20 protein-coding genes are annotated in these 25,840 nt (G+C 66.2%); 11 read left to right on the forward strand and 9 right to left on the reverse strand.

Translation table 11 applies throughout. From position 1 onward, the window contains the following. Positions 1-118: 118 nt before the first annotated feature. Positions 119-2,203 (reverse strand): amidohydrolase family protein, encoded by a 2,085-nt coding sequence (locus tag ACI3K3_RS02875; protein ID WP_404911914.1) that lies wholly within the window; start codon positions 2,201-2,203, stop codon positions 119-121. A gap of 2 nt (positions 2,204-2,205) precedes the next feature. Continuing rightward, positions 2,206-3,171 carry an ornithine cyclodeaminase family protein gene (locus tag ACI3K3_RS02880; RefSeq protein WP_404911915.1) on the reverse strand — a complete coding sequence of 322 codons (966 nt, stop codon included), beginning with the start codon at positions 3,169-3,171 and terminating at the stop codon, positions 2,206-2,208. Positions 3,172-3,316: 145 nt separating this feature from the next. On the opposite strand from ACI3K3_RS02880, the gene ACI3K3_RS02885 reads away from it, so the two are divergent. The 3 genes from ACI3K3_RS02885 to ACI3K3_RS02895 all read left to right on the forward strand — a co-directional run bounded on the left by ACI3K3_RS02885 (position 3,317) and on the right by ACI3K3_RS02895 (position 5,943). Further along, complete coding sequence (locus tag ACI3K3_RS02885) at positions 3,317-3,796, forward strand: Lrp/AsnC family transcriptional regulator (protein ID WP_313435230.1); 480 nt, start codon at positions 3,317-3,319, stop codon at positions 3,794-3,796. 91 nt (positions 3,797-3,887) lie between these two features. Continuing rightward, complete coding sequence (locus tag ACI3K3_RS02890; RefSeq protein WP_404911916.1) at positions 3,888-5,597, forward strand: peptidase M61; 1,710 nt, start codon at positions 3,888-3,890, stop codon at positions 5,595-5,597. 124 nt (positions 5,598-5,721) lie between these two features. Beyond that, entirely contained in the window at positions 5,722-5,943 is a 222-nt protein-coding gene (locus ACI3K3_RS02895; protein ID WP_404911918.1) for a hypothetical protein, read from the forward strand. Between the two features lie 34 nt (positions 5,944-5,977). On the opposite strand, the gene ACI3K3_RS02900 is transcribed toward ACI3K3_RS02895, so the two are convergent. Further along, positions 5,978-6,907 carry a GGDEF domain-containing protein gene (locus ACI3K3_RS02900; protein ID WP_404911920.1) on the reverse strand — a complete coding sequence of 310 codons (930 nt, stop codon included), beginning with the start codon at positions 6,905-6,907 and terminating at the stop codon, positions 5,978-5,980. A 250-nt stretch (positions 6,908-7,157) separates the two neighbouring features. Next, positions 7,158-7,763, reverse strand: coding sequence for a helix-turn-helix domain-containing protein (locus ACI3K3_RS02905; protein WP_404911921.1), 606 nt, complete (start codon positions 7,761-7,763; stop codon positions 7,158-7,160). Positions 7,764-8,063: 300 nt separating this feature from the next. Between ACI3K3_RS02905 and ACI3K3_RS02910 the strand changes: the two genes are divergently transcribed. The 7 genes from ACI3K3_RS02910 (at position 8,064) to ACI3K3_RS02940 (ending at position 16,411) form a co-directional block, all read left to right on the forward strand. Beyond that, positions 8,064-10,877 (forward strand): EAL domain-containing protein, encoded by a 2,814-nt coding sequence (locus tag ACI3K3_RS02910; RefSeq protein ID WP_404911923.1) that lies wholly within the window; start codon positions 8,064-8,066, stop codon positions 10,875-10,877. Positions 10,878-11,008: 131 nt separating this feature from the next. After that, entirely contained in the window at positions 11,009-11,779 is a 771-nt protein-coding gene (cobA, locus tag ACI3K3_RS02915) for a uroporphyrinogen-III C-methyltransferase (RefSeq protein ID WP_404911924.1), read from the forward strand. Continuing rightward, positions 11,776-12,072, forward strand: a complete 297-nt coding sequence (locus ACI3K3_RS02920) for a DUF2849 domain-containing protein (protein WP_404911925.1) — start codon at positions 11,776-11,778, stop codon at positions 12,070-12,072. The genes cobA and ACI3K3_RS02920 overlap by 4 nt, the downstream gene beginning before the upstream one ends. 2 nt (positions 12,073-12,074) lie before the next feature. Continuing rightward, positions 12,075-13,709 carry a nitrite/sulfite reductase gene (locus tag ACI3K3_RS02925; protein WP_404911927.1) on the forward strand — a complete coding sequence of 545 codons (1,635 nt, stop codon included), beginning with the start codon at positions 12,075-12,077 and terminating at the stop codon, positions 13,707-13,709. Next, the gene (locus tag ACI3K3_RS02930; RefSeq protein WP_404911929.1) at positions 13,702-14,136 is read left to right on the forward strand and encodes a DUF934 domain-containing protein; all 435 of its coding nucleotides are present in this window, start codon (positions 13,702-13,704) and stop codon (positions 14,134-14,136) included. Before ACI3K3_RS02925 ends, ACI3K3_RS02930 begins: the two co-directional genes overlap by 8 nt. Positions 14,137-14,160: 24 nt before the next feature. Next, complete coding sequence (locus tag ACI3K3_RS02935; protein WP_404911931.1) at positions 14,161-14,961, forward strand: phosphoadenylyl-sulfate reductase; 801 nt, start codon at positions 14,161-14,163, stop codon at positions 14,959-14,961. A 241-nt stretch (positions 14,962-15,202) separates the two neighbouring features. Beyond that, on the forward strand, positions 15,203-16,411 hold the full coding sequence (locus ACI3K3_RS02940; RefSeq protein ID WP_404911933.1) for an MFS transporter: 1,209 nt from the start codon (positions 15,203-15,205) through the stop codon (positions 16,409-16,411). A 59-nt stretch (positions 16,412-16,470) separates the two neighbouring features. On the opposite strand, the gene putA is transcribed toward ACI3K3_RS02940, so the two are convergent. Beyond that, positions 16,471-20,064: a trifunctional transcriptional regulator/proline dehydrogenase/L-glutamate gamma-semialdehyde dehydrogenase gene (gene putA / locus ACI3K3_RS02945; protein WP_404911935.1), complete on the reverse strand. Its 3,594-nt coding sequence runs from the start codon at positions 20,062-20,064 to the stop codon at positions 16,471-16,473. Positions 20,065-20,162: 98 nt separating this feature from the next. On the opposite strand from putA, the gene ACI3K3_RS02950 reads away from it, so the two are divergent. Continuing rightward, positions 20,163-20,633: an Lrp/AsnC family transcriptional regulator gene (locus tag ACI3K3_RS02950; RefSeq protein ID WP_404911937.1), complete on the forward strand. Its 471-nt coding sequence runs from the start codon at positions 20,163-20,165 to the stop codon at positions 20,631-20,633. Positions 20,634-20,825: 192 nt separating this feature from the next. Here ACI3K3_RS02950 and ACI3K3_RS02955 read toward each other — a convergent pair whose 3' ends face one another. Genes ACI3K3_RS02955 through ACI3K3_RS02970 form a run of 4 tightly spaced genes read right to left on the reverse strand, consistent with a single transcriptional unit; the run spans position 20,826 to position 25,685 of the window. Next, entirely contained in the window at positions 20,826-23,552 is a 2,727-nt protein-coding gene (locus tag ACI3K3_RS02955) for a xanthine dehydrogenase family protein molybdopterin-binding subunit (RefSeq protein ID WP_404911939.1), read from the reverse strand. After that, positions 23,549-24,061 (reverse strand): (2Fe-2S)-binding protein, encoded by a 513-nt coding sequence (locus ACI3K3_RS02960; protein ID WP_404911940.1) that lies wholly within the window; start codon positions 24,059-24,061, stop codon positions 23,549-23,551. Before ACI3K3_RS02960 ends, ACI3K3_RS02955 begins: the two co-directional genes overlap by 4 nt. Further along, entirely contained in the window at positions 24,058-24,927 is an 870-nt protein-coding gene (locus tag ACI3K3_RS02965) for an FAD binding domain-containing protein (RefSeq protein ID WP_404911942.1), read from the reverse strand. The genes ACI3K3_RS02960 and ACI3K3_RS02965 overlap by 4 nt, the downstream gene beginning before the upstream one ends. Continuing rightward, complete coding sequence (locus ACI3K3_RS02970) at positions 24,924-25,685, reverse strand: CoxG family protein (RefSeq protein WP_404911943.1); 762 nt, start codon at positions 25,683-25,685, stop codon at positions 24,924-24,926. The genes ACI3K3_RS02965 and ACI3K3_RS02970 overlap by 4 nt, the downstream gene beginning before the upstream one ends. Positions 25,686-25,840 lie beyond the last annotated feature (155 nt).

Consider the following 25,840-nt stretch of genomic DNA (forward strand, 5'->3'; position numbering starts at 1 on the left):
CACCTAATGACTCGGAAAATGCGGCAAACCAGAAACTTAGAGCGATTAATCCGGCGCAGCCTGATCGACCGCTCTAAACGAACGGGGCAGGAGCCAGGCGCCCCTGCCCCCTTTTCATTCAGAAGGCGAAGTCCTCGTGCGCCTCGGCGCCCGACCCTCCCGTCAGCGCCACCGGCTTCGGTGCGGTTTTCGGCACGACAACCTCAGGCGCCTTCGCGAAGGGCTTCACGCCCACTTCACTCCAGATCTCCGAGGGGAAGTAGACCGTCCCGCCCTTCACCACCATCGCCATGCGGTGGAGTGCGGCCATGTCCTCCAGCGGGTTGCCGTCGAGCAGCACGAAGTCGGCATACTTGCCCTTTTCCACTGAACCGTAGGACTGGTCGCGGTGCATGTAGCGCTCCGGCCCGAGCGTGCCGATCTTCAGCACGTCCGCCTTGGGCAGGCCGGCCTCGGCATAGATCTGCAACTCGCGGTGGACCGACAGGCCGGTGGCGTCGTCGGTTCCGGGCAGCAGCGTGATGCCGCGCCTGTGCATGTCCAGCAGCAGCGCCTTGATCGTGGCGAAAGCGCCGTCATAGCCCGCTGCATCCTCGGGCGTCTTGATCGGCGCGATGCCCTGGCGGCGGTTGCGCTGCACGCCGACCGGCAGATGGTCGAAATATCCCGCCACCGCCGGGCTGACTTTGCCGTCGCGGCTCATCATCAGCAGTTCGAGCGTTACCGCCGTGGGATCGAGCGCGATGTGCCTGGCCTGCATCGTATCGAGCGTGGCCGCGACCCGCGGCGCGGCAAGGTCCAGCCCGGCCGTGCGGCGCATGGCGGTGAGGCGCAGCGGCGTGCGGGTATCTTCCTTGGGATCGAGCACCCAGCCCAGCATCAGCTGGTTGATATGCGTCACTTCGTCGTAACCCGCAGCGATCATGGCATCGGCATTGGTGAAGGCCGGAATATGCCCGGTCACGCCCATGCCCAGCCGCTTGGCCTCCCGGACCACCCCCGGCACCCATGCGGGGTTGAAGCTGTTGTAGATCTTCACCTGCCAATAGCCGCGCGCACCATACCAGCGCACCGCGTCGAGCGCGTCCGCCTCGCTGTCGGCGATGAAGCCGTTGCGCGAACTGTAAGGACTGCGCCCTTCGAGGAACCCGTTGCGCACGATGCGCGGCCCGGCCACTTCGCCCGCGTCGATGCGGCGGGTGAGGTCGATCAGGAAGGCGTTCTCGTTGCCCATGTCGCGCACGCTGGTCACGCCCGAGGCGATGTAGAGCAGCGCGGACTGGAGCGAGACGTGCGCGTGCATGTCATGCAGGCCGGGAATGACCACCCGGCCCGCGCCGTCCACAGTCACTTCGCCGGGTGAAGCCGGGCTATCCAGCGGTTCGACCGAGGCGATCCTGTCCGCGAAGACGACGAGGGACACCGGATCGCCCAACTTGCCGCTCGCGGGGTCGAATACCCGCACGTTGCGGATGCGGATCGGCGCGTCGTAGTTGTGCGCGACCTTCTTCTGGATCGCGGCGAAACGCTCGGCCGAGCGGGTCGCGGCGATCCCGGCCAGTTCGCCCGCGTGGGAGGCCAGATCCTCGCGGACCGTGGCATTGGTCGGCGAATAGGCCGCGACCAGCGCCCCCTTGTCGTCGAGCAGGATCGCGCTCGGCGTCAGGCCGATGCCCTTGACGAGGAAGGCGCGGTAGGCGGTGCCGCCCAGCGTGACCGGGGCTTCCTCTTCGAGCGACAGCGTGCCGCCGGGCGCCGCCGCCAGCACATGGTCCGCATCGGCCAGCAAAGCGCGCGCATAGATGCCGAGCGAGAACGGGCTGCCTTCCTGCGCCACGTAGAGCGTCGGCACCTTGGCCTGCATCGCGCCCTGGCCGGTCGTATCGACCCAGGATAGCCGCTTGCCCTTGGCGGTGAACTGTTCGTCCACCTTGTTGCCGAAAGTCGAGGTGCCTTGCAGGGTCCAGCTCGTCGGCAGGCCCTGGCCACCGAGCACGATCGTCTCGCGCATGGTCGGGCCGCGGCCGTTGCTCTTCACGTCGTGATCGATCGAAACGGTATCGCCCTGAATATCGGCATAGACGTGGCCGACGTTCTCGCCATTGTCGATCACCGCGAAGCGTTGGCTTTCAGCGTGGAGTGTAGCGGCGGACAGGGCCAGCGCCGAACAGGCGATCCAGCGCAGGGCTGCGGTTCTCTTCATCGTCATCCGTTCCGGGCCTTGTGCGTTTCGTAGATATGGGCAGCCGATGCGAGATCCTGCACCGCATGGCCGAGCGACTTGTAGGCAGTGATTTCCTCGGCGCTGCGGCGGCCGGGAACGAGGCCCAGCAGGACCTCCCCGATCTCCGCCACGATATGATCGTCGCCCACGACGCCCGCCGCCTTGGCAACGAGGAATTCGGCTGCCGCATCGAGAGCGGAAGCCTTGCTGTCGGCCACGAAGCGGGAAGCGAGCACCAGCGCATTGTCCACTTCCACCGGCCCCGGACCGCTGGAGCCGACGATATTGACGTGGGTTCCCGGCTGCACCCACGCGCCGAACAGGATCGGCTGGCGCGCGCCGGTAAGCGTGCAGATCACGTCCGCCTCGCTCACCGCAACCTGGGCATCGGGCGCGGCTTCCACCGGGAGACGATCCTGCCACGCCTCGACTACCTCGCGCGCCTTGGCGGGATCGCGGCCCCAGATCAGGATACGATCGAAGGGGCGAACCAGCGGCAGGGCTTCAAGGTGAGAATGCACCTGCCCGCCGGTTCCCATCAGCAGCAATACACGCGCGTCCTTGCGGGCCAGCACGTCGGTGGCGACGGCCGTGGCGGCGGCGGTGCGGATATGCGTGATCTCCTCCGCATCGGCCACGCAGACCGGGCGCCCTTCCACCGGCTCGAACAGGGTGACGATGCCGCGATGGCGGCGCACGCCGGGATTGTCGGGCTCCGCGAAGACACTGATCATCTTGGCACCGAACATGCCCCGGTCGGAGAGCGCACCGGGCATCTGCGCGAAAGTCCGGCCTTCGCCCATGTGGATCATCGTGCGCAGCAACTGCCGCGTCTCGCCCAGCGAAAGCGCCTTCATCGCCTCTCGCACGACCGCGATGCAGGAAGGATAGTCGAGCAGCGCGCGCACCTCCTCCGCGTCGAACACCGCCAGTTCGCTCCGTTTCATATGCCGACCCGTCCCTGTTGCCGTTCATGGGTTTTCTTCGAGCATCGGTGATAGCGCGCCACGGCAAAATATCTCCGCCTTTGTTGCGCGCTGTCGCTTCGTTGTGGCATGTTCAAACCAACAAACCACAACAGGGAGCATAATCTTGCCCGCCGAATTGGACCGGCTCGACATGAAGATCCTCGATCGCCTCCAGATCGACGCCTCGGAATCCTCCAGCGAAATCGCCGACCGCGTCGGCCTGTCGCAGTCGCCCTGCTGGCGGCGGATGCAGCGCCTGAAGGAGGAGGGATACGTGCGCCACACGGTGGCCGTTCTCGACCGCGAGAAGTTCGGGGAGAGCATGTTCATCTTCGCGCAGCTCAAGATGTCGCGCCTTTCCGACCAGGAGCGTGACCGCTTCGTTCATGCCGTCGAAGCCACGCCGGAAATCCTGGAGGCCTATACGCTGTTCGGTGAAATGGATGTGATGCTCAAGGTGCTCGCGCCGAACATCGCCTGGTACCAGAACTTCACCTTTCGCACGCTGCTGCGCCTGCCAGGGGTAGAGGACGTTCGATCCACCGCGACCCTGTCCGAACTGAAGTGCACGCATCGGCTACCGCTGCCGTCGCTCCCGGCCTGATCGGCTCACGAGCATATTTCATGCGCGCCGCGCGCTTCCTGCGCGGTTCTTTGCACAATCTCCTTCGAAACGGACTGTTAGCCTTCCGATCATGACATCGCATCGCACCGTCTTCGTCGCCGCGCTTCTTGCCACGGTTCCGGCAACCGCCGCCCATGCGGCCGAGACGCCGGACATTTCCGTCGCCCTCGCGCCGGTGGCGGACGCAGGCGGAGCGCTCACCCGACTGAACGTCGCGGTCCGCTTCGAGGCGCCGCCGCAAGGGGATGTCCTTGCCGCAATGGCGGTGACCTCGAACACGGTCGAGACTTCGGCCAGGAGCATGGACGCGCTGGTGTTTTCCGACGCCAAGGGCGTGCTGCCGGTGAAGGCCGAGGACAAGGCCAGGGATGACGACAATCTGGAGCGTACCTGGAAGCCGCTGCGCGCGGTGGAAGGCCCCGTGACTATCGCCTATCGCGTATCGATCGACCCGGCGCAGCCCGAAATGGCCAAGCCGCAGTACGAACTGCGCGCGAGCGACGGCGGCCTCTCCGGCGCGGGCAACGCCTTCCTCGTCCTGCCGGCCGACGAACTGCCACGCGACCTCTCGGTCCATTGGGATCTCTCGCGGGCCGGCGACAAGGCCCAGGGCGTTTCCAGCATCGGCGCGGGAGATCGCCGCAGCAGCCGCCCCCTGCGCGCCGACCAGATCGGCGGCAGCTATTTCATGGCGGGGCAGGTCGGAACCTACACCAAGGGCAGTTTCTTCGGCACCTGGCAGGGCCGCTTCGGCTTCGACGGGCCGGAACTGATGGACTGGGCCGCCCGCCTCCAGAGCTTCTACGGCACCTTCTTCGACCAGCGCCCGGCCAGCTTCGGGGTCTTCGCCCGCACCAACCGCCTCAATCCGGGCAGCGGCATCGGCCTCACCGACAGCTTCGCCTTCACCTTCAGCGAAAAGACCCCCATCGCCGACCTGCAAAGCCTGCTGGCGCACGAGATGGCCCATGCCTGGATCAACTCGCTGAGCGATTCCATGGACGCGCCCGGCGGGCTGGGGCTGTCGTGGTTCGGAGAGGGGCTGGCGGTCCACTACCAGCGCATGCTGCCCTGGCGCGCGGGACTGATCTCGCAGCAGGCCTTCCTCGACGATCTCAACGCCACGGCCGGTCGCTATTACACCAATGCCCTGATCGCCACGCCGAACGATCGGATCGCGGAAGGGTTCTGGAAGGACACCCGCATCCGCGTGCTGCCCTATGACCGGGGGTCGCTCTACTTCGCCTCGGTGGATGCCCGGATTCGAGCGGCTTCGCAGGGCAAGCGCTCGCTCGACGATCTGGTCCGGCAGATGCTGGCGGAGCGCCGCGCGGGTCACCCGATGGACCTGCCGCTCTGGAAGACGCTGCTGGGCAAGGAACTCGGCGCGCAGGGCCTGGCGGATTTCGACACGATGTTGGCCGGAGGCACGGTCCTGCCGCCTTCCGATGCTTTCAGCCCCTGCTTCCAGCGGGTCGTCACACCGCTGAAGCGCTTCGAACTTGGCTTCGATCCGCTGATCCTCGTGACGCCTGATCGCGTGGTAAAAGGCCTGAAGCCCGGTTCCGCTGCCGAAGCGGCGGGCCTGCGCGACGGGGACCGCGTGCTCAACCGCTTCCCGCAAGACGCCTTGCAGGAAGACCAGAACGCGCTCGTGAAACTCGAAGTGGACCGGGGCGGAGAGAAGCTGAACCTCACCTACAAGCCGCGCGGTGAGACGGTCGACGCCTATCAATGGCAGGCCGTCGCGCAAGACAAAGCCTGCGCAAAAAGCCGATAGCGGCCCTCACGGCATCCCTGCCGACCTCTGCAAGGGTTCGTCAAGAATTCAGTGGGATAAGCACTCGGATAGGCCGAAATCGCCGCGCCGCGCGGGGATCACGCCATCGTGAAAGGTTTGAGCGATGCCTACATTGCAGGACAAGCGGCAGGATTTTCTCTGGCTCGTCCAGCTCTGGATGCAGCGGGAGCGCGACATTGCCGGCTGGACGGCAACGTGCGGCGATGCCATCGCCGCCAGCTACCGCATCCCCGAAGACATGACGGCGCGCGACGCCGCATGGGACTTCCTGTCGTTCAACAGCGAAGCCTTTCGCGGCGAGAGCACAAGTGCCCTGAATGGATGAGCAACCTTCAGGAACCCTGCTACGAATAGGCCCCTTACACGGGAAGACGGCGGGGCTTTTCCATCTCCAGCCGATTGCGGCCCTTGGCCTTGGCGCAGAACAGCGCCAGTTCGGCCCGCTCTATCGTTTCGTCCATGCTCTGCGCGATGCGGGCGACGCTGCCGCTGGTGGTAACCGCCACGCGGCTGTCGCCCACCTTCTGGCGCAAGTCCGCCATGGTCGTGACCACGCGGGTGCAGATCGCCTGAGCCTGCTCGGGCGTGGTGCGCGGCAGCAGAACTGCGAAACGCTCCGAACCGATGCGCGAGATGATGTCGTCAGACCTCAGCATTTCGCGCAGAAGATCCGCAAAGACGCGTAGCACGTCATCCCCGGCGGTCTGCCCGTACTTCATGTTGATCGTACGGAAGAAATCGATGCTGAACATCGCCAGGCAGCCTTCCATCCCTTGCGCGATCATGTGTTCCAGCATGGAAATGAACGCGGCACGGTTGGTGAGCTGGGTCAGGGGATCGGTATAGGTGGCGGCGAACAGCTGCTCGCGCAGGCTGCGCCGATCGTCGATCGTGCGCATCAACGCCAGCGCGCCGTAGACCGCGCCGCCCTCATCCGTCAGCGGCCGGATGCGGATTTCGAACCAGCTCTCGCGCGCGTCGGTGGTGATCGCGGGAAATTCGACCCATTGCGCACCGGACTGCCCACCCAGCGCGGCATCCAGCGCTGCCGCAACGGCCGCACGACCCGGCGCCGCAACGAGATCGAGCAGATGCGGTCCGGCTTTCGTCTGTGTCTGCACGCCCAGCCTGCGAATACCGGGCGAGGCATGGACGATACGACCTTCCAGGTCAGTCTTGACGATGACGTCTGAGGAAGTCTCCGCCAGCAGCCCGTACAGCGCGGAGCTTTCCTGAACGGTGAAATTCATGCCCATCTTGGTAATGCCCCGAATCAGAGTGACCGCCATGCGATCCGACGAGAAACCGGTGCTCGATTCGAAATGCGTTAGCAGACACATGATCGCTCAAAGGACGACAGCCAAGCATTGCAACTTCCGATTTCCGGCAACCCTAGCAACAACCCGATCAAGATTAATTAGCCCTGTTATCTAACAGTCTTGATTGCAAGTTATTGTTATTAATGTGTTTACCATCGCCAATTTGAGTCGTGAAGAGGATTTGCCGGAAACACGCAGATAGATGCGCATGCCGTGCCTTTTACAGCTCGATCATGATCCTGATCTTGTCCGGGCTCGTTTCCACGGCAGCGGCGATCTGGTCGCGGCAGCGGGCGATGAGTTCCGGCAGTCCGGCCACAGTCCGCCCGGGGCGAAGTTCCGCCGCCGTGACGCCCAGTTCCTCCGCGATCGCATCGAGCCGCTCCTCGATCGGCCTGGCGCGGCCCTGCTCCCAGGCCCAGACCGTCGGCTTGCTGACACCGAGGCGCGAGGCCAGTTCGCCCTGGGTCAATCCTCGCAGCTTGCGAAGGCGATGGAGGCGCTCCCCGAAACTTTCACCGCCGATCGCGGCCGGCGCGGCAACCGCAGGAGCAGGCGCCAGGTCCACCTCCTGAACGACGCTACGCAACTGCGCGGCGCTGAGAACGGCGGGATGAAGCGGGGTTTCAAAGGCGCAGCCGTAAAGCAGACCGCTGGCCCATACCACGCGGGCACGGGTGGGACCGGCCTCGGGAAGCTCTACATCGAGCGTTTCCCCGATCTCCATGTCCACCCGCGTCTCCAGCAGGATGCCGGTTTCGGAGAAATTGTGGATCGTCACCGCCGCCTCGACGCCGGAAGGCAGCGAGCCTTGCGTCTGGATCATCAGCCGCCTGCGCGCAGCGCGGGGCTTATCGGCCGACAAGTCGGCGGCAGGCCCGTTCTGACCGGGCTTTTCTTCAAAGTGTGCCGCAATCGGCATGGCGCAACCTCCAGGAGAATCGCACCCTGTCCCACAGGGATTAAGAATCGGTTAGCATGTCGGCTAATTTTGCCCGCCGCACTATTCGCAAAAACCCGCATGGGGAGCGTAACATCTTCCCATCCCGAAATCACAATGAAATCGCCGTTAATCACTTCCTAACCCATTTATCCGTAGCTTTCCGGAGCATTAAACGGGGCCGCAGTGTTCGACATCTATCTTTGCATTCGCGACGGGCATGACCTGAAGTTCGTCCTGCTCGCCGGATTGATCTGTCTACTTTCTTCGCTGACGGCACTGGCACTGCTGAGGCAGGCGAGCGCCTCCCGTGGCGCCGCGCGGCGGCGCTGGTGGTTCACGGCCGGTGCCGGCGCTGGTTTCGGCATATGGGCCACCCATTTCGTGGCCATGCTCGGCTATGCGCCCGGCGTCGTGATAGGCTTCGAACCCGGCCTGACGCTCGCTTCTCTCATCATTCCGATCGCGGCGCTGACCCTGGCCTTCGGCGTAGCCGTGGAAGGTCGTGGACGCGCCGCGCTGGCGCTTGCCGCCGTTCTGGCGGCCGGCGGCATCTCGGCCATGCATTACACCGGCATGAGGGCGCTGGAAGTGCCCGCCGACCTCCACTGGCGGACCGGCTTCATAGTCGCCTCGGTCATCCTGGCGTTCCTGCCGCTCTATCCCGCTTTCGCGCTGGCGCTGCAATCGCGGCGCCTGCGGACCCTCCTGAACGCAAGCGGCCTGCTGACCGCATCGGTCGTCGCGCTGCACTTCACCGGCATGACCGGCCTCACGCTCACTCCCGACCGGCTGGATGCGCCCGAACAGCTGATCTCTCCGCGCGAGATGGCCGTTGCCGTCAGCGCCGTCACGTTCCTGCTGATCGCCCTCTCGACCATTTCGCTGGTCATCACCCGCCGCACGGCCGCCACGGTGGCCATGAGCGAGCGCAACTTCTCGTTCCTCGTGCGCGGCATTTCCGATTGCGCGATCTACATGCTCGATCTCGAAGGCCGGGTGGTGAACTGGAACGCCGGGGCCCAGCGCCTCAAGGGCTATGCCGAAAGCGAAGCGCTGGGGCTTCACGTATCGAGTTTCTACACCCCGGAGGACCGCGAGGCCGAGCGTGACCGCATCGCCCTGGAAACCGCACGGACCGAGGGCCGCTACTACGGCGAGGGCTGGCGCGTACGGCGGGACGGAACGCGGTTCTGGGCCCACGTCACGATGGAGCCCATGCTGGACGAGCAGGAGCAACCCATCGGGTTCGCCAAGATCACCCGCGACATGTCGCGCTTCAAGGAGGCGCAGGATCGCATCGCCGAGGCAAGCCGCCAGCGCGACGCTGCCCTTGGCCACATGCACCAGGGCCTCTGCCTGTTCGACGCCGACGAGCGGCTGGTGCTTTCCAATCCGCGCTTCCTGGAAATGTACGGGCTTGCGGCCGATGCGCTGGTGCCGGGCATGTCATTGGCCGAAGTCATCCACCGCAGCAACGCCCGGCACTATGCGCCGGACGCCATCGACGAGCGCGTCCGGGCTTCGCAGCAGGCGATCCGCGACAATCTGGCGACCGCCTCCCACCCGCCGATCCTGGCCGAGTACCCGGACGGAAAGGTCGTTTCCATCGCCAGCCGGCCGATGGCCGAAGGCGGCTGGGTCTCGACCTTCGACGACATCACCCGCCAGCGTGAATCCGACGCCCGCATCGCACACATGGCGATGCATGACGGGCTGACCGGCCTGCCCAACCGCACGCGCTTCAACCTCTGGATCGACGAGATGCTCGACCAGGCCTGCCGCAAGGGCAAGCGGCTGGGCGTGAGCGCCATCGATCTCGACCGGTTCAAGGAGATCAACGACACCTACGGCCACTCCTGGGGGGACGTGGTGCTGGCGGAACTCGGTGACCGGCTCCAGGGCATTATCGGAGAGGACGAAATCGCCGCCCGGCTCGGCGGGGATGAGTTCGGCATCGCCAAGCTGTTCGAAACGGAAGACCAGCTCACCGACTTCCTGGCGCGGGTCGAGGCCTGCTTCCATATGCCGGTGGTTCACCAGCGACAGGAACTCAGCTTCGGCGCCAGCCTGGGCGTGGCCGCGTTCCCGAGCGACGGCAGCGACCGCGAGACCCTGCTCAACAATGCCGATCTCGCCATGTACCGCGCCAAGACCCAGATCGGCGAGCGCATCTGCTACTACGAGCCCGGCATGGACGAAACTGCCCGCGCCCGCCGCCAGCTTGCCAACGATTTGCGCCTGGCGGTCGAGCGGAACGAACTTGTCCTGCTCTATCAGCCCCAATGCCACCTGCGCAGCGGCGAGCTTTCGGGCTACGAGGCGCTGGTGCGCTGGCATCATCCGGTGCACGGCCTGGTCCCGCCGGACCAGTTCATTCCCATCGCCGAGGAATCCGGTGCGATTCTCCCCATCGGCGAATGGGTGCTGGAACAGGCCTGCCGCGAAGCGGTGAACTGGCACACCGACCAGCGCGTGGCGGTGAACGTGTCCCCGATCCAGCTCGTGCAGCAGGATCTCGCGCCGATGGTGGCGCGTATCCTGCAAGACACCGGCCTCGCCGCCGGCCGCCTGGAGCTGGAGATCACCGAAAGCGCCATCATCAGCGACAAGGGCCGCGCCTTGCAGAACCTGCGCCAGCTCAAGGCGCTGGGCGTGGCGATCGCCATGGACGACTTCGGCACCGGCTATTCCTCGCTCGACACCCTGCATTCCTTCCCGTTCGACAAGATCAAGATCGACAAGTCGTTCCTGCTCGAATCGGACGGCAACGAGCAGGCCCGCGCGATCATCCGCGCCGTGCTGGCCCTGGGACAGTCGCTGCGGATTCCCGTCCTTGCGGAAGGCGTGGAAACGGAGAGCCAGTTCGATCTGCTGATCCGCGAAGGCTGCGAGGAAGCGCAAGGGTACTTCCTGGGACGTCCCGACCAGGCGCCCAGCACGAAAGCAAGCAGTACGACGGCAGGCAGCGACGAAAGACTTCAGGCGGAACTCGCCTGATCGGGGGAGCGCGCCGGCGCCGCCAAACTCTCCCGAATGCGACTTCCAGAACCGACCGCTAAAGCCTCCCTTGCCCCGGACAAAGCCATTATCGCTGGCAATCCGGGGCCCGGAGGATCATCTGCGCCATCATGCAAGCGAATCCCGCCTCTCCTGGCCGAGTCTATCTGGTCGGCGCCGGTCCCGGCGATCCCGATCTTTTGACCCTGCGCGCCGCGCGACTGCTGATGAATGCCGCGCTGATCGTGCATGACGGGCTGGTCGATCCGGCGATCCTGGCCATGGCGAAGCCTTCCGCACGCCTGGTTTCGGTGGCCAAGAGCCGCGCCCGCCACACCCTGAAGCAGGAAGAGATCAACGCCCTGCTCGTGCGCGAGGCTCTGGCGGGCCATGACGTGGTGCGCCTGAAGGGCGGCGATCCCTTCGTATTCGGCCGGGGCGGCGAGGAAGCCGAAGCCTGCCATGCCGCCGGCGTTCCCGTGGAAGTGGTGCCGGGCATTTCCTCCGCGCTGGGCGCCTCGGCCGCCGCGCAGATTCCCCTCACCCACCGCGACCACGCCTCGATCGTCACCTTCGTGGCGGGCCAGTGCAAAGGTCTGACCGATCAGGACTGGTCCGGCCTTGCGGGCAAGGGCCGCACCTTGGTGATCTTCATGGGCATCGCCACTGCCGCCCAGATCGCGGAAAAGCTGATGGCCGACGGCCTCGCCCCCGATGTGCCGGTGGCAGTGATCGAGAACGCCACGCGTTCGGCCATGCGCGTGCTGCGCGGGCCGCTCGCCGGACTTGCAGACCTTATCGCGGATGCGAAGGTGCAAAGTCCCGCGCTTATCGTTATCGGGCACGTCACCGCAGAACCCGACAACACCATTCGCGCCCTGGCGCTGGAGGCAACAAAGTGAAGATCCTGACGGGCAACGACCTGAAGACCGGAGCGGTCATCTGGTGGACCGGCGTGGGCTGGTCGCTCGACGTCAACGAATCCGCCGACGTGGGCGAACATGGCGCCGCCCTGGTGGCGCGCGAGGAAGGCGCCCAGCACGCCGTCGCGGCCTATGTCGTCGATGGCGAGAAGACCGCAGAAGGCATCCGGCCCGCCCACATCAAGGAGCGCATCCGCGCCCTCGGGCCGACCGTGCGCCTCGACCTGACGCTAAAGGCCTCCGACCCCGCAGCCGCAGACTGGGTAATCTGAGCATGTACAAGTACGACGAATACGACCAGCAGATGGTCGACACGCGCGTCGCGGAATTCCGTGACCAGGTCCGTCGCCGCCTCGCGGGCGACCTGACCGAGGACCAGTTCAAGCCGCTGCGCCTGCAGAACGGCCTCTACCTCCAGCTTCACGCCTACATGCTGCGCGTCGCGGTGCCTTACGGCACGCTGAATTCCGCGCAGATGACGCTGCTGGGCGACATCGCGGACAAGTACGACCGCGGCTACGGCCACTTCACCACGCGCCAGAACATCCAGTACAACTGGATCAAGCTGGAAGACACGCCCGACATCCTGGCCGAACTCGCCAAGGTGGAGATGCATGCCATCCAGACCAGCGGCAACTGCATCCGCAACATCAGCTCCGACCAGTTCGCCGGTGCCGCTGCCGACGAGATCGTCGATCCGCGTCCTTATGCGGAACTGCTGCGCCAGTGGTCGAGCTTCCACCCGGAATTCCTGGTGCTGCCGCGCAAGTTCAAGATCGCCGTCATCGCGTCCGAAACCGACCGCGCGGCGATGCGCCTGCACGACATCGGCATCAAGATGGTGAAGAATGACGCCGGCGAGATCGGCGCCCAGTTCTACGCCGGTGGCGGCATGGGCCGCACCCCGATGATCGCCCCGCTGATCCGCGAATTCGTGCCGCTGGACCAGCTGATCACGTTCTCGGAAGCGTGCCTGCGCGTCTACAACCGCTACGGCCGCCGCGACAACAAGTACAAGGCGCGCATCAAGATCCTCGTCCACGAACTGGGCCGCGACGAATATGTCCGCCAGGTCGAGGAAGAGTTCGCGCACCTGCTCACCCAGCCGATCGAGCCGCCGCTCGCCGAGCTGGAGCGTATCAAGGCGCACTTCACCGACCCGGCCTACGAAACCGGCCTGTCGGACGATCTCGACCTGACCGATCCCGACTTCCGTCTTTGGGTGGAGCGCAACACGCACGCCCACAAGCAGGCGGGCTATGTGATCGCCACCGTCAGCCTCAAGCCCGTCGGCGGCATTCCCGGCGACGCCACCGCCGACCAGATCCGCCTGATGGCCCAGCTCGGCAAGGATTACTCCTTCGACGAACTGCGCGTCACCCACGCCCAGAACATCGTCTTCCCGCACATCCGCAAGGCCGACCTCTACACCGTGTGGCAGGCGCTGGACGATGCCGGCCTCGCCACCGCCAATCTCGACACCGTGGGCGACATCATCGCCTGCCCCGGCCTCGACTATTGCTCGCTGGCCAATGCCCGCTCGATCCCGGTCGCGCAGAAAATCTCCGAGCGCTTCGGCAGCGCCCAGCGCCAGGCCGAGATCGGTGAGCTGAAGCTGAAGATCTCCGGCTGTATCAATGCCTGCGGCCACCACCACGCGGGCCACATCGGCATCCTCGGCGTCGACAAGAAGGGCCTGGAAAACTACCAGCTCCTGTTCGGCGGCAGCGAGGGCGCGGATACCTCGCTCGCGAAGATCATCGGCCCCGGTTTCACCGAGGACGGCGTCGTCGACGCGATCGAAAAGGCCACCGAAGTCTATCTCGCCAACAAGCAGGGCGAGGAACGCTTCCTCGACACCTATCGCCGCATCGGCATGGACCCGTTCAAGGAGGCCATCTATGGTTGACGTCCAGTTCCGCTTCCGTGACGACGAAACGGTCAACGACCCGGCCGTCACGGTGGATTCGTTCTCCGAACAGTCCAACGCCACCGCCGTCCGCATCGAGCCGGGCGACGACGCGCGCGACCTGCTGCCTTACCTCGACCGCCTCTCGCTGGTGGAAGTGAGCTTCCCGGCCTGGACCGACGGGCGCGGCTATTCCTCGGCCCGCATCCTTCGCGAAGCAGGCTATCAGGGGGAGATGCGCGCGGTGGGCGATCTGGTGATCGACATGCTCCATCACCTGCGGCGCAGCGGCTTCGATGCCTTCGCGCCCGAAAAGACCCTCAACGAAGAGGACGCTCGCGTCGCGTTCGATCGCTGGGAAAACGTCTACCAGGCCACTGTCGTCGACGGTCGCCCGGCGATCTGGGCGAAGCGCCACCCGGCGTAACCGTCCAGCTATAGGGAACTACCGATGCCCCACACCGAAGCTGCACGTATCCGCGACCTGATCGACACCGGCCCTCGTTTCGACGAGGCCGATGCCGTGCGCCTGAACCGCCTGTTCCGCGGCACCGAAACGAGCGAGATGCTCGAAACGGTGCTAAAGGAAGGGATGGTGGGCGATATCGCGATCGTATCCAGCTTCGGTGCGGAATCGGCGGTGCTGCTGCACCTCGTCAGCCGCGTGGATGCGAACGTGCCGGTGTTGTTCCTCGATACCGGCAAGCATTTTCCCGAGACGCTCGACTATCGCGACCTGCTGGTAAAACAGCTCGGCCTCACCAACCTCATCAATCTCGTGCCCGATACCGAGGAACTGGCGAAGAAGGACGAGAATGGCCTGCGCTGGTCCTACGACCCGGACGGCTGTTGCGAAATCCGCAAGGTGAAGCCGTTGGAAAAGGCGCTGCTGGGCTACGACGCCTCCTTCAGCGGCCGCAAGGCGTTCCAGGCCTCCACCCGCGCCACCCTGCCCCGTTTCGAGGTGGACACCACCGACGCGCAAGGCCGCCTCAAGGTGAACCCGCTGATCGACTGGTCGCCGGAACGCATCGCGGCCTATATCGCCGAGCACGACCTGCCGGCGCATCCGCTGGTTTCGCAGGGCTATCCCTCGATCGGCTGCATGCCCTGCACCAGCAAGGTCGCGGAAGGCGAAGACCCGCGCTCGGGCCGCTGGCGCGGTTGGAACAAGACAGAGTGCGGCATCCACGTCGCCACCCACTCTGACTACACCACCAAGAATGCGCCGGAGTTCGATCCGGGGCTTTAAGCAGACGTCATTCGAAACGTCGTCCCGGACTTGATCCGGGACCGCTGGCGATCTTTAGGCGCTCGTCTGCGAGCAAGGCGCGGCTCTGCCAGCGGTCCCGGATCAAGTCCGGGACGACGGGGCTTAATCAGCCACACATTGCAACAAACAAGACCATGCATGCAATTATTGCACCTCCTAACGGGTTGGCATGGCGCAGCGGTCCACTAGATCGCAAATGCCCCCAATATTGCAGTGCAACATGACCGATCAGCAAAAAGCCCATACCCACCCCGCGCTCGTCATCCTCGCCCTGGCGATGGGTGCCTTCGCCATCGGCACCACCGAATTCGCCGCGATGAGCCTTGTGCCCTACTTCGCGCGCGACCTCGGCCTGACCGAGCCCGAGGCGGGCCATGCCATCAGCACGTATGCGCTGGGCGTGGTTGTCGGCGCGCCGATCATCGCCGTTCTGGCGGCCAAGCTGCCCCGTCGCGCGTTGCTAATCGGCCTCATGGCGCTGTTCGCAGTCGGCAATGCCCTCTCGGCCATGGCACCCACGTACCCGCTGCTCCTGCTGTTCCGCTTCATCAGCGGATTGCCGCATGGTGCCTACTTCGGCATCGCCGCGCTGGTAGCCGCCTCGATGGTGCCCGCGAACAAGAGGGCGCAGTCGGTGGCGCTGGTCATGTCGGGGCTGACGGTGGCGACGATCATCGGCGTGCCGCTGGCCAACTGGCTGGGACAGGCCTTCGGCTGGCGCACCGGCTTCGCGATCGTCTCGGTGCTCGCGGTGATCACCATGGCGCTCGTCGCGCTCTATGCCCCGCACCAGAAGGCCGCTGAAGGGGCCAGCCCGATGCGCGAACTCGGCGCGCTGCGCCGTCCGCAAGTGCTGCTCACCCTGCTCACCGGCGCCATCGGCTTCGGCGGTCTCTTTGCAGTCTACACCTATATCGCCTCGACCATGATCGAGGTGACCAAGGTTTCCGAGCACCTCGTGCCGGTGGTCCTCGCGGTCTTCGGCGTGGGGATGACGGTGGGCAACCTGTTCTGGGCCTGGGCCGCCGACCGCTCGCTGAACAAGGCCGCTATCGCCGCGCTGCTGTTCAGTGCCTTCGCCCTTGCCCTGTTCCCGATGGCCGCGAGCAACGTCTGGACCCTGAGCGTGGTGGTGGTGATGATCGGCTTTGCCGGCGGCCTCGGCACGATCCTCCAGACCCGCCTGATGGACGTGGCGGGCGACGCGCAGGCCCTGGCGGCGGCGGCGCACCACAGCGCCTTCAACATGGCCAATGCGCTCGGCCCCTGGCTCGGCGGTCTCGCCATCTCGGCAGGCTACGGTCTGACCTCGACGGGCTGGATCGGCATGGGCCTCTCGCTCGGCGGTCTCGTGATCTTCCTGATAACGCTGAACTTGCACAAGCGTGAAGACGAAATGAGCGGACAGCCGGTTCCGGCCTGCGGCTGACATTTCGAACACCGAAAGCAAAAAGGCCCGCGAGTTCGTCACTCGCGGGCCTTTTCGTATCAGCCGATCATCATCAGGCTGGCATTGCCGCCCGCCGCCGTAGTGTTGATCGAGGTCGATACCTCTTCCAGCAGCCAGACCAAGTTCGGCCCCGCCGTGACGTGGACGGGCACGATCGGCCCCGGCAGGTCCGCCACCGCCTTGCAGGCCGCGCGCACCGCCTCGGCATCGCCTTCGACGAGGCAGGCCGCGAAATGCTCGCCCGCGTCAGGCGCGAAGCGTGCCGCCACGGCGTCCGGCAGGCCGGCCGGAAGCGCCATGCCCTCGACCGTCGCGGTATTGCCGCTGGCCAGCACCGCCGCCATCTGCCCGTAAAGCCCTTCGCGGGTCGCCGGACGCAGCAGCACGCGGCCGCGCGGGTGGAGGGCATAGAGGTTGGTTTCGCCCACCGGCCCCGGCAGGGACAGTTCGAGGCCGAGGCCTGAACTCGCCGCCATGGCCCGCGCCGCCGCCGCCGAGGCGGCATCGCCCTGCCCGCTCAGCCAGTTCGCGAAAGCCTCAACCAGCGGCGCGACCTTGGCGGGCGCATCCAGCACTTGCGGTGACTTTCGCGCCAGACGGCCGAGATAGAGCGGTCCGCCCGCCTTCGGCCCCGTCCCCGAAAGCCCGCGCCCGCCGAAGGGCTGGACGCCGACGATCGCGCCGATCGTGTTGCGGTTAACATAGAGGTTGCCCGCGCGGATCGCCGAAGTCACCTGCTCCACCGTGGCGTCGAGCCGGGTGTGGAGGCCGAACGTCAGGCCGTAGCCAGTGGCGTTGATAGCCTCGATCAGATCGGGCAGTTCATCGCGCTTGAAGCGCACGACATGCAGAACCGGGCCGAACACCTCGCGTTCGAGCTGGGCGATCGTCGCGATCTCGACGATCGTGGGCGCCACGAAGGTGCCCGCCTCGCAGGCCGCCGGGATCGCCACTTGCTCGACCTTGCAGTCGCGCGACTTCATGCGGGCGACGTGGCCGTCGATCATGCCCTTGGCCTCGGCGGTGATGACCGGGCCGATGTCCACCGCGAGTTCCTGGGTATTGCCCACGCGCAGCTGCGCCAGCGCGCCCTTGAGCATCGTCAGCGTCCGATCGGCCACGTCTTCCTGAAGGCAAAGCACGCGCAGCGCCGAACAGCGCTGTCCCGCCGAATCGAAGGCGGAGGCGATCACGTCCGCCACCACCTGCTCCGCCAGCGCGGAGGAATCGACGATCATGGCATTCTGGCCGCCGGTTTCGGCGATGAACGGGATCGCTTGACCATCGGCCGAGACGCGGCCTGCAAGCTGCTTCTGGATCAGCCGCGCCACTTCGGTGGAGCCGGTGAACATCACGGCAGCCACTTGCGGCGCCGCGACCAGCGCGGCGCCGAGCCTGCCCTCGCCCGGCAGCAGCTGGAGCGCATCCTTGGGCACGCCCGCCTCGTGCAGCAGGCGCACGGCCTCGGCGGCGATCAGCGGGGTTTCCTCGGCGGGCTTGGCCAGCACCGGATTGCCCGCCACCAGCGCGGCGGCGACCTGCCCGGCGAAGATCGCGAGCGGGAAGTTCCAGGGGCTGATGCAGACCACCGGCCCCAGCGGCACCTGATCGGCACCGAAGGTTTCGCGCGCCTGCTTCGCATAATAGCGCAGGAAGTCGATCGCCTCGCGCACTTCGGCAATGGCATTGGCGGCGGACTTGCCCGCCTCGCGGATGACGAGGCCCATGAGCAGGCCGATCCGCGCCTGCATGGCATCGGCGGCGGCATCGAGCATGGCCGCGCGCTCGGCCACCGGCACCTGGCTCCAGCGGCTGATCGCGGCCCGGGCGACCGCGACGGAAGCCGCTTCGGGCGCGACTTCGATCACCCGGCCCACGATGTCCTCATGGTCCGCCGGGTTCAGCACGGCGCGCTCCTCGCCCTGCGCATTGGCCGGCATGGCGAACCATTCGCGCGCAGCCGAGCGGCGCAAGTCCTCGGAGAGCACGGCCAGCGCCGTCTCATCGGCCATGTCGATGCCGTCGGAATTGCGGCGACCGGGATAGAGGTCCGCGGCCAGCGGGATCAGGTCATGGCGCGCGCCGGGATTGGGCATGGCGCGCACGACGTCGACCGGATCGGCCACCATCTCCTCCACCGGCACGGCGGGATCGGCAATGCGGTTCACGAACGAGGAGTTCGCGCCATTTTCCAGCAGGCGGCGCACCAGATAGGCCAGCAGCGTCTCATGCGTGCCGACCGGCGCGTAGATGCGGCAGGGGCGGTCGAGCTTGTCCTTCCCTACGACCTGCGAATAGAGCGGCTCGCCCATGCCGTGGAGGCACTGGAACTCGTAGCGGCCCACGGCGAAGTCCGGCCCGGCCAGATGATAGATCGTCGCCAGGCTCTGCGCGTTGTGCGTGGCGAACTGCGGGAACACCGCGTCGGGCGCATCCAGCAGCTTCCTGGCGCAGGCGATGTAGGACACGTCGGTATGGACCTTGCGGGTATAGACCGGGAAGTCCGCAAGGCCGTCCACCTGCGCGCGCTTGATCTCGGCATCCCAGTAGGCGCCCTTGACCAGACGCACCATCATGCGGCGACCGGCGCGGCGGCCGAGGTCGATGATCCAGTCCAGCACGAAGGGACAGCGCTTGCCATAGGCCTGCACCACGAAGCCGAGGCCGTCCCAGCCCTTGAGGTTCGGATCGAGCGCCAGCGCTTCGAGCAGATCGAGCGAGAGTTCGAGGCGGTCAGCTTCCTCGGCATCGATGTTGAGGCCGATGTCGTAGCCCTTGGCGAGCACCGCCAGCGCCTTCACGCGCGGCAGCAGTTCGCCCATCACCCGTCCCGCCTGCGCGCGGCTGTAGCGCGGGTGAAGGGCGGAGAGCTTGATCGAGATGCCCGGCCCTTCGTAGATGCCGCGCCCGGCGCTCGCCTTGCCGATCGCGTGGATGGCGTTGATGTAGTCGGTATTGTAGCGATCCGCATCAGCGGCGGTGGTCGCCGCTTCGCCCAGCATGTCGTAGCTGTAGCGGAAGCCCTTTTCCTCAAGCTCGCGCGCGCGCTTCACCGCTTCGTCGATCGTCTCGCCGGTGACGAATTGCTCGCCCATCAGGCGCATGGCAAGGTCCACGCCGCGCCGGATCACCGGCTCGCCCGCACGGGCCACGAGACGCGTGAGCGCCGCCCCCAGACCCTTGTCGTCCACCGAGCCGACCAGCTTGCCGGTCACCACCAGACCCCAGGTCGCAGCATTGACGAACATCGACTTGCCGCCGCCGAGATGCGCGCTCCAGTCGCCGTCCGAGATCTTGTCGCGGATCAGGGCATCGCGAGTGGCATTGTCGGGGATGCGCAGCAGCGCTTCGGCCAGGCACATCAGCGCCACGCCTTCCTGACTGGACAGCGAGTATTCCTGCACCAGCCCCTCGACCCCGGTGCCCTTGTGATCGGCGCGCAGCTTGGTGACGAGCGCGCTCGCCGTCTCGCGCACCGCCAGACGCTGCGCCTCCGGCAGCGTCGCGGAGTCCAGCATGGGCGCCATGCATGCGGCCTCGTCGCGCCGGAAGGCGTCGGTGATGGCACGGCGGAGCGGCGTGGCCGTGCTGACGGCGGGGGCGAAGGCGGAGAACGGAGCGGTGTGGGTCATGAATCGCCAATATCCCAAGGCGCCTTGGCAATCTGTCTTTTCACGGGCACAAGACGAGCCATTATAACTTATCTTGGCGTCATCGGCAGTTCAATCGCATGGTAAAACGCACCGATCCGGTCATTTTGGACGACTACGACCGCAAGATCGTCGCCGCACTGCGCGAGGACGGCCGGATGAGCGTCACCGATCTCGCCAAAGTGGTCGGGCTGTCCAAGACACCCTGCCAGGTGCGACTGCGCCGCCTGACGCAATCCGGCGTGATCCGGGGCTTCCGCGCCGTCATCGATCCGGTGGCGCTGGGCCTCGATCACGTCGCCTTCACCGAAGTGAAACTGTCCGACACCCGCGAACAGGCGCTGCGGGAATTCAACGCCGCCATCCAGCGTATCCCCGAGGTGGAGGAGTGCCACATGCTCGCCAGCCACTTCGACTATCTCCTCAAGGTCCGCACCCGCGACATCCATCGCTACCGGGCGGTGCTGGGGGAGAAACTCTCCAGCCTGCCGCATGTATCCAGCACCTCGACATATGTGGCGATGGAGACGGTGAAGGACGCCAGCAGCTGAGCGGATTCGAGGTGTTCGGTCGCTCGCCCGTCTGACGTCGCACCGCCGCTCTGCCCCCATCGTTGCCCTGAACTCACACCGTCACCCTGAACTTTTTTCAGGGTCCATTCCTCCACCCAGCACCTCGGCTTGATCGGCACCATGGATGCCGAACCAAGTTCAGCATGACGAGTTGTGGCTATCGAAGCCCCGCTACTCCGCCCGTTCGCCGGTAACCTTGGCGGAACCGAACATGCCCATCTTGCACTTACCCAGAATGGCGTCTCCGCTGACTTCCAGATCGTACTTCAGCGTGATCTTCATCGGCTTTTCGACCTTCAACTCGAAACGCAGTCGATTGCCCTCGACCGTACCGCCGCCGAATTCCTGCTTTCCCTCGGGCGACGAGAGATAACCGCTGAGCGCACCTCCCGCGACGTCGAAGTGGGCGAGCATGGCCTGCGGCCCCATCGGCGTCTTCAACACCATGTTCCAGTCACCTTCGGGCCCGGCGGACGGGACGGCCTGCGGCACCGTTTCCACCGGAGCGGAAACGGACGCCGGAGCCGGTGGCTGCATCGGCACGGGCGCCGGCGCGCGAAACCCCGAAACGTCGCGCTGCTCGATGACGTCGAGGATGCGGGCCGGGGTAAGCGGCAGGACGAGATCCTCGATTTCCCCGAACGGTGAGAGGGCATCGGCGATCGCGTTCACCAGCGTGGGCGGGCCGATGATCGCGCCGCCCTCGCCCACGCCGCGCATTCCGCCGATGGTCTGGGACGGCGTATTGGCATGGACGAATTCGAACACCGGCACGTCGCCGATTGCGGGCAGCAGGTAGTCCTTGAACGTAGCCGCCTGAGGATTGCCGCGCGCGTCGTAAGGCATGTCCTCCAGCAGGACCATGCCGATGGCCTGCGCCAGACCGCCCGAAATCTGCCCTTCCACCACGGCAGGGTTGATCACCGTCCCGCAGTCCTCGCTGGAGATCCAGCGCAGGATCTTCACGAAGCCGGTCTCGGCATCCACCTCGACCACCGCGAGATGGGTAGCGCTGGTGAAGGTCATCGGCGGCGGCTGATAGCGGAACTGCATCTCGAGTCCGGTTTCCAGCCCTGGTGGCAGGCGATCGGGCTCTCCATAGGCGATCGCCGCGATCTCCGCGAGCGGCCGCGTCATTTCGGGGGCCCCCTCCACCCGCACCATGCCTTGGTCCAGTACGACGCTTTCGGCGCTGGCGTTGAGCAGATGCGCCGCCACCTTGCGTACCTTGTCCGCCAGCAGTTCCGAACAGCGGATCGCCGCGCCACCTCCGATCACCCCCTGCCGACTGCCCGCCGCCCCCGGCCCGAAGCCACCGCGCGAACTGTCGCCTTCGAACACGGTCACGTCCTCGTAGCGCACACCCAGCCGATCGGCGATGCACTGGGCCATGGTGGTGGCGGTGCCGTGCCCCTGCGAGTGGGTGGACATCGTCGCAGTGACCTTGCCGGTGGGCTCGATCCGCACTTGCGCCAGTTCGCCGGTCATCGGCGCCATCGAGCCTGCCGATCCGGTAGGCTCTATATAGGACGCCAGCCCCACGCCGATATGGCGCCCCTCCGCCCGCGCTTTCGCCTGTTCTCGGCGGAACTGCGCCATGTCGAAATATTGGAGCAGTTTCTCCAGACACTCGCCCGGCGTGATGTCGTGAAGCGGAATGCCCATGCTGGATACGGCGGGCTGATCGGTCAGGTAGACGAGGTTGCGCCTGCGGATCTCCACCGGATCGATCCCCAACTTGCGCGCGGCCTTGTCGAGCAGGGTTTCGCGCACCAGGGATTCCATCGCCCAGGGCCCGCGATAGGCGGCAAGGCCATTGGTATTGGTGTACCACCCGCGCGAGACGAAAGCGTAGGCGGGCTGCCGGTATGCGGCCCAAACGAACATGTGCACGGCGATGTTGCTGTCCGCCCCTTGCGGGAAAGCGCCGTTGTTGCAGTCGTAAACGCCATGCGATCCGGTGAGCCGCCCTTCGGCGTCGAACCCGGCCTGCAAGGTCATTTCCGCCTCGCGCGCCTGGTTGGACGCGGTGAGCGCCTCGTAACGGTCCTCGATCCACTTGAGCGGCCGCCCGAGCAGCAAGGCCGCGACGATGACCGCGCATTCCTCCTTCCACGGATGGTTCTTCAGCCCGAAGGCGCCGCCCACGTCCTTGGCGATCACCCGGATCGCACTGTCCGGCAGATCCAGCGCCAGGCTGACCCAGCGCGCGACGAGATGCGGGCTCTGACAGGTGATCCAGAGCGTCAGCTCCTCCGGCCCATCGCGCGAGGCGACCACGCCGCGTGTTTCCATGGGCGACTGGGAAATGCGCTGATGGACGACCTTCTGGCTGATCCGCAGCGCCGATGCGGCCAGCTTCTCCTCCAGTTCGTCGTCGACTTCCTCGTCCCCGATCTCGGCGGCGACATTGCTGTCCATGCCAGCGTGGATCGGATCGCCGGCCCTGGCCTGCGCGATGGTGACGATCGGCGCGCGCTCCTCGTAGGCGATCTCCACAAGCGCGGCGGCATCCTCCGCCATGGCGCGCGTCTCGGCCACGACCATGACGACCGGCTCACCGACATAGCAGACTTGGCCATCGGCCAAGGGGGTGATCGCAATCTCCGCGTCGGTGAAGAAGAACGAAATCATGCGGATCGGCCGAGCGGCCAGATCCTCGGCCGTCAGCACCGCGTGGACGCCGAACATGTCGCGCGCGACATCCAGATCGATCGAGGCGATCCGCCCCCGCGCCACGCTGCTGCGCGCGAAGGCGACATGGAGCATCCCCGGCAGCACCACGTCGTCCACGAATTGGCCGCGCCCGGTCAGTAGCCGGGGGTCTTCCTTGCGGGGTACGCGCTTCCCGATCCAGCGGGTAGCGCCAAGCCCGGACCCTGGTGTTTCGGCATTCATGCCGCGTCCTCCCGTGCCGCCGATCCTTCCGCCGAACCTGCCCCCAAGCCCGCCAACGCCCTGGCCGCGCGGCGAATGCCCTGATAGCCGGTACAGCGGCAGATATGGCCGGACATCGCGGCGATCATCGCCTCTTCCCCGGCGTTCTCCTCACCTGCGGTCAGGGCCGCGAACGTCATCAGCACGCCCGGCGTGCAGAACCCGCACTGAAGCCCATGCGCATCGCGCATGGCCTGCTGGACCGGGTGGGACGTACCGTCCGGTGCGGCAAGGCCTTCCACGGTCGTCACGTCAGCCCCGTCGGCCTGAACCGCCAGCATGAGGCAGGACCGCACGGCCCGGCCATCGACGATCACGGTGCAGGCCCCGCAGACGCCATGCTCGCAGCCCAGATGCACACCGGTGCAGCCAACCCCCAACCGCAAGTGGTCGGCCAGACTGGTGCGCGCCTCCACCCGGTCCTGTCGGCGCTGCCCGTTGACGGTCCATTCGATGGCGTGTTCGCTCATGCCGCCTCTCTCAGGTCGAACGCCTCACGCAGGGTGCGGGCGAAAATGCGGCGGCCCACGGTGCGGCGATATTCGGCACTGGCGTGGTGATCGTCGAACGGCGCGGTATCGGCCACGGCCAGCACCGCCAGCGCATCGGCATCAATATCCGTCGGCGCCCGCCCCGAAAGCGCGGCCTCGGCCTGGCTCATCCGGATCGGCGTCGGCCCCATGCCGAACCAGGCCAGACCCGCCCGCGCCACGACGCCGCCTTCCAGAACCGCCGTGCCGACCATGCCGACCAGCGCGAAATCCCCGGCCCGCTGGGCAAGTTCGCGGAACAGGACCAGGTGTCCCTCGGGCAGATCCGGGTAAGTCACGCCGATCAGCAGTTCATCGGGTTCCAGGACCGTCATATAGGGGCCGATATAGAAGTCCGCAGCCGCGACCTGCCGGGTGCCGCGCACCGAAGCGATCTCCATCGTCGCGCCCATCGCTACGGCCGTGGCCGGCATTTCCGCCGCCGGCTCTCCCAGCGCGATCGAGCCGCCCAGGGTGCCGCGATTGCGCGTCTGGTAATGCCCGACATGGCCGAGCGCCCTCACCAGCGCCGGAAGCCGCGCCGCAAGCAAGGCGTCTTCCAGAGCATCGGCCTGCCGCGTCATGGGCCCGATCCGGACACCGCCGCTCACTGCCGAAATGCCCTGAAGTTCGCCAATGCCGCCGATATCCACCAGAACGAAGGGCTGGCTCATCCGCAAGTTCAGCAAGGGCATCAGCGTCTGGCCGCCCGCGATCACCGTGGCGCCGCCTCCGGCCTCGGCCAGGATGCGACACGCCTCCTCGACACTGCCGGGCCGCACATAGTCGAACGGAGCCGGCTTCATCGCCCTGTTCCTTGGCCTGCTCCTTGCCCGCTGCGCGAACTTCGGCCCATTTCGAAGGCCGCGATCGCCGTCACCACCAGCAGGACGGCGGCGGCCAGCATCTCCGTCTGCATTCCCCGCGCGCCAAGCAGGAAACCCGCCACCAGCGCCATGACGAGCGCGGCAGCCCACCCCCAGATCGCGCGTCTCTGCGAAACCGGCGCGAAAGCGGCCGAAGCATTCGAGGCGACAGCCGATGCGGCATGGCCGGCGCCGGCTGTCTGCTCCCCCGCGACAGCCGACGCCGGTCCACCCCCCCGCTCTTGGCCCAAATCTGCCCCCGTGACCACTTCCCCGAACCGGGTGAAGAACTTTCCCGCCAGGTTTCGCGCGGTAGCGTCGATGATGGGACCGCCAAGCTGCGCCATGCGGCCGCCCACTTCGGCTTCCACTTCGTAGGCGACCAGTGTGCCGCCGCCATCGCCGTCACTGAGCCGCACTTTCGCGCCGCCCTTGGCAGTGCCCGCGATGCCGCCGTTGCCGGTGCCGGTGATCGTGTAACCGTTCGGCGCATCCAGATCGGACAGTTGCACCTGCCCCTTGAAGCGAGCGCCGATGGGGCCGATCCGCACTTCCGCGACGGCGGAGAAACGATCGTCCCCCTCCTTGTCCAGGCTCTGGCAACCGGGGATGCACCGGGCAAGAACGGCCGGATCGTTGAGCGCTTCCCACACCTTCCGGCGCGGCGCCGCAACCTGCTGCTCACCCGTCATCAGCATTGCCGTCCTCCCGCCATAGCCGCCGGCCTGCCTGAAGGCCGTGTCGCGGCCGATGAAACGACGGGACGGGTTGCATTGCAAGAGCTATGAGCGACAGTGGCTCTTATTCCCCCCGGCGATGAGTCCGACCGCGGCTGGCGGCAGGGCGGCGCCCC

The organism is Novosphingobium sp. ZW T3_23, assembly GCF_044987305.1.
GTDB lineage: Bacteria > Pseudomonadota > Alphaproteobacteria > Sphingomonadales > Sphingomonadaceae > Novosphingobium.

Excerpts from the sequence above, each read along its gene's own strand:
- ACI3K3_RS02905 (WP_404911921.1), bottom strand. The coding sequence starts at position 7,763 with ATGATCCAGACGCAAGGCTCGCTGCCTTCCGGCGTCGAGGCGGCGGTG.
- ACI3K3_RS02935 (WP_404911931.1), top strand. The coding sequence starts at position 14,161 with ATGCCCCACACCGAAGCTGCACGTATCCGCGACCTGATCGACACCGGC.
- ACI3K3_RS02955 (WP_404911939.1), bottom strand. The coding sequence starts at position 23,552 with ATGAATGCCGAAACACCAGGGTCCGGGCTTGGCGCTACCCGCTGGATC.
- putA (WP_404911935.1), bottom strand. The coding sequence starts at position 20,064 with ATGACCCACACCGCTCCGTTCTCCGCCTTCGCCCCCGCCGTCAGCACG.
- ACI3K3_RS02895 (WP_404911918.1), top strand. The coding sequence starts at position 5,722 with ATGCCTACATTGCAGGACAAGCGGCAGGATTTTCTCTGGCTCGTCCAG.
- cobA (WP_404911924.1), top strand. The coding sequence starts at position 11,009 with ATGCAAGCGAATCCCGCCTCTCCTGGCCGAGTCTATCTGGTCGGCGCC.
- ACI3K3_RS02925 (WP_404911927.1), top strand. The coding sequence starts at position 12,075 with ATGTACAAGTACGACGAATACGACCAGCAGATGGTCGACACGCGCGTC.
- ACI3K3_RS02965 (WP_404911942.1), bottom strand. The coding sequence starts at position 24,927 with ATGAAGCCGGCTCCGTTCGACTATGTGCGGCCCGGCAGTGTCGAGGAG.
- ACI3K3_RS02940 (WP_404911933.1), top strand. The coding sequence starts at position 15,203 with ATGACCGATCAGCAAAAAGCCCATACCCACCCCGCGCTCGTCATCCTC.
- ACI3K3_RS02970 (WP_404911943.1), bottom strand. The coding sequence starts at position 25,685 with ATGCTGATGACGGGTGAGCAGCAGGTTGCGGCGCCGCGCCGGAAGGTG.
- ACI3K3_RS02950 (WP_404911937.1), top strand. The coding sequence starts at position 20,163 with ATGGTAAAACGCACCGATCCGGTCATTTTGGACGACTACGACCGCAAG.
- ACI3K3_RS02875 (WP_404911914.1), bottom strand. The coding sequence starts at position 2,203 with ATGAAGAGAACCGCAGCCCTGCGCTGGATCGCCTGTTCGGCGCTGGCC.
- ACI3K3_RS02890 (WP_404911916.1), top strand. The coding sequence starts at position 3,888 with ATGACATCGCATCGCACCGTCTTCGTCGCCGCGCTTCTTGCCACGGTT.
- ACI3K3_RS02930 (WP_404911929.1), top strand. The coding sequence starts at position 13,702 with ATGGTTGACGTCCAGTTCCGCTTCCGTGACGACGAAACGGTCAACGAC.
- ACI3K3_RS02960 (WP_404911940.1), bottom strand. The coding sequence starts at position 24,061 with ATGAGCGAACACGCCATCGAATGGACCGTCAACGGGCAGCGCCGACAG.
- ACI3K3_RS02880 (WP_404911915.1), bottom strand. The coding sequence starts at position 3,171 with ATGAAACGGAGCGAACTGGCGGTGTTCGACGCGGAGGAGGTGCGCGCG.
- ACI3K3_RS02900 (WP_404911920.1), bottom strand. The coding sequence starts at position 6,907 with ATGGCGGTCACTCTGATTCGGGGCATTACCAAGATGGGCATGAATTTC.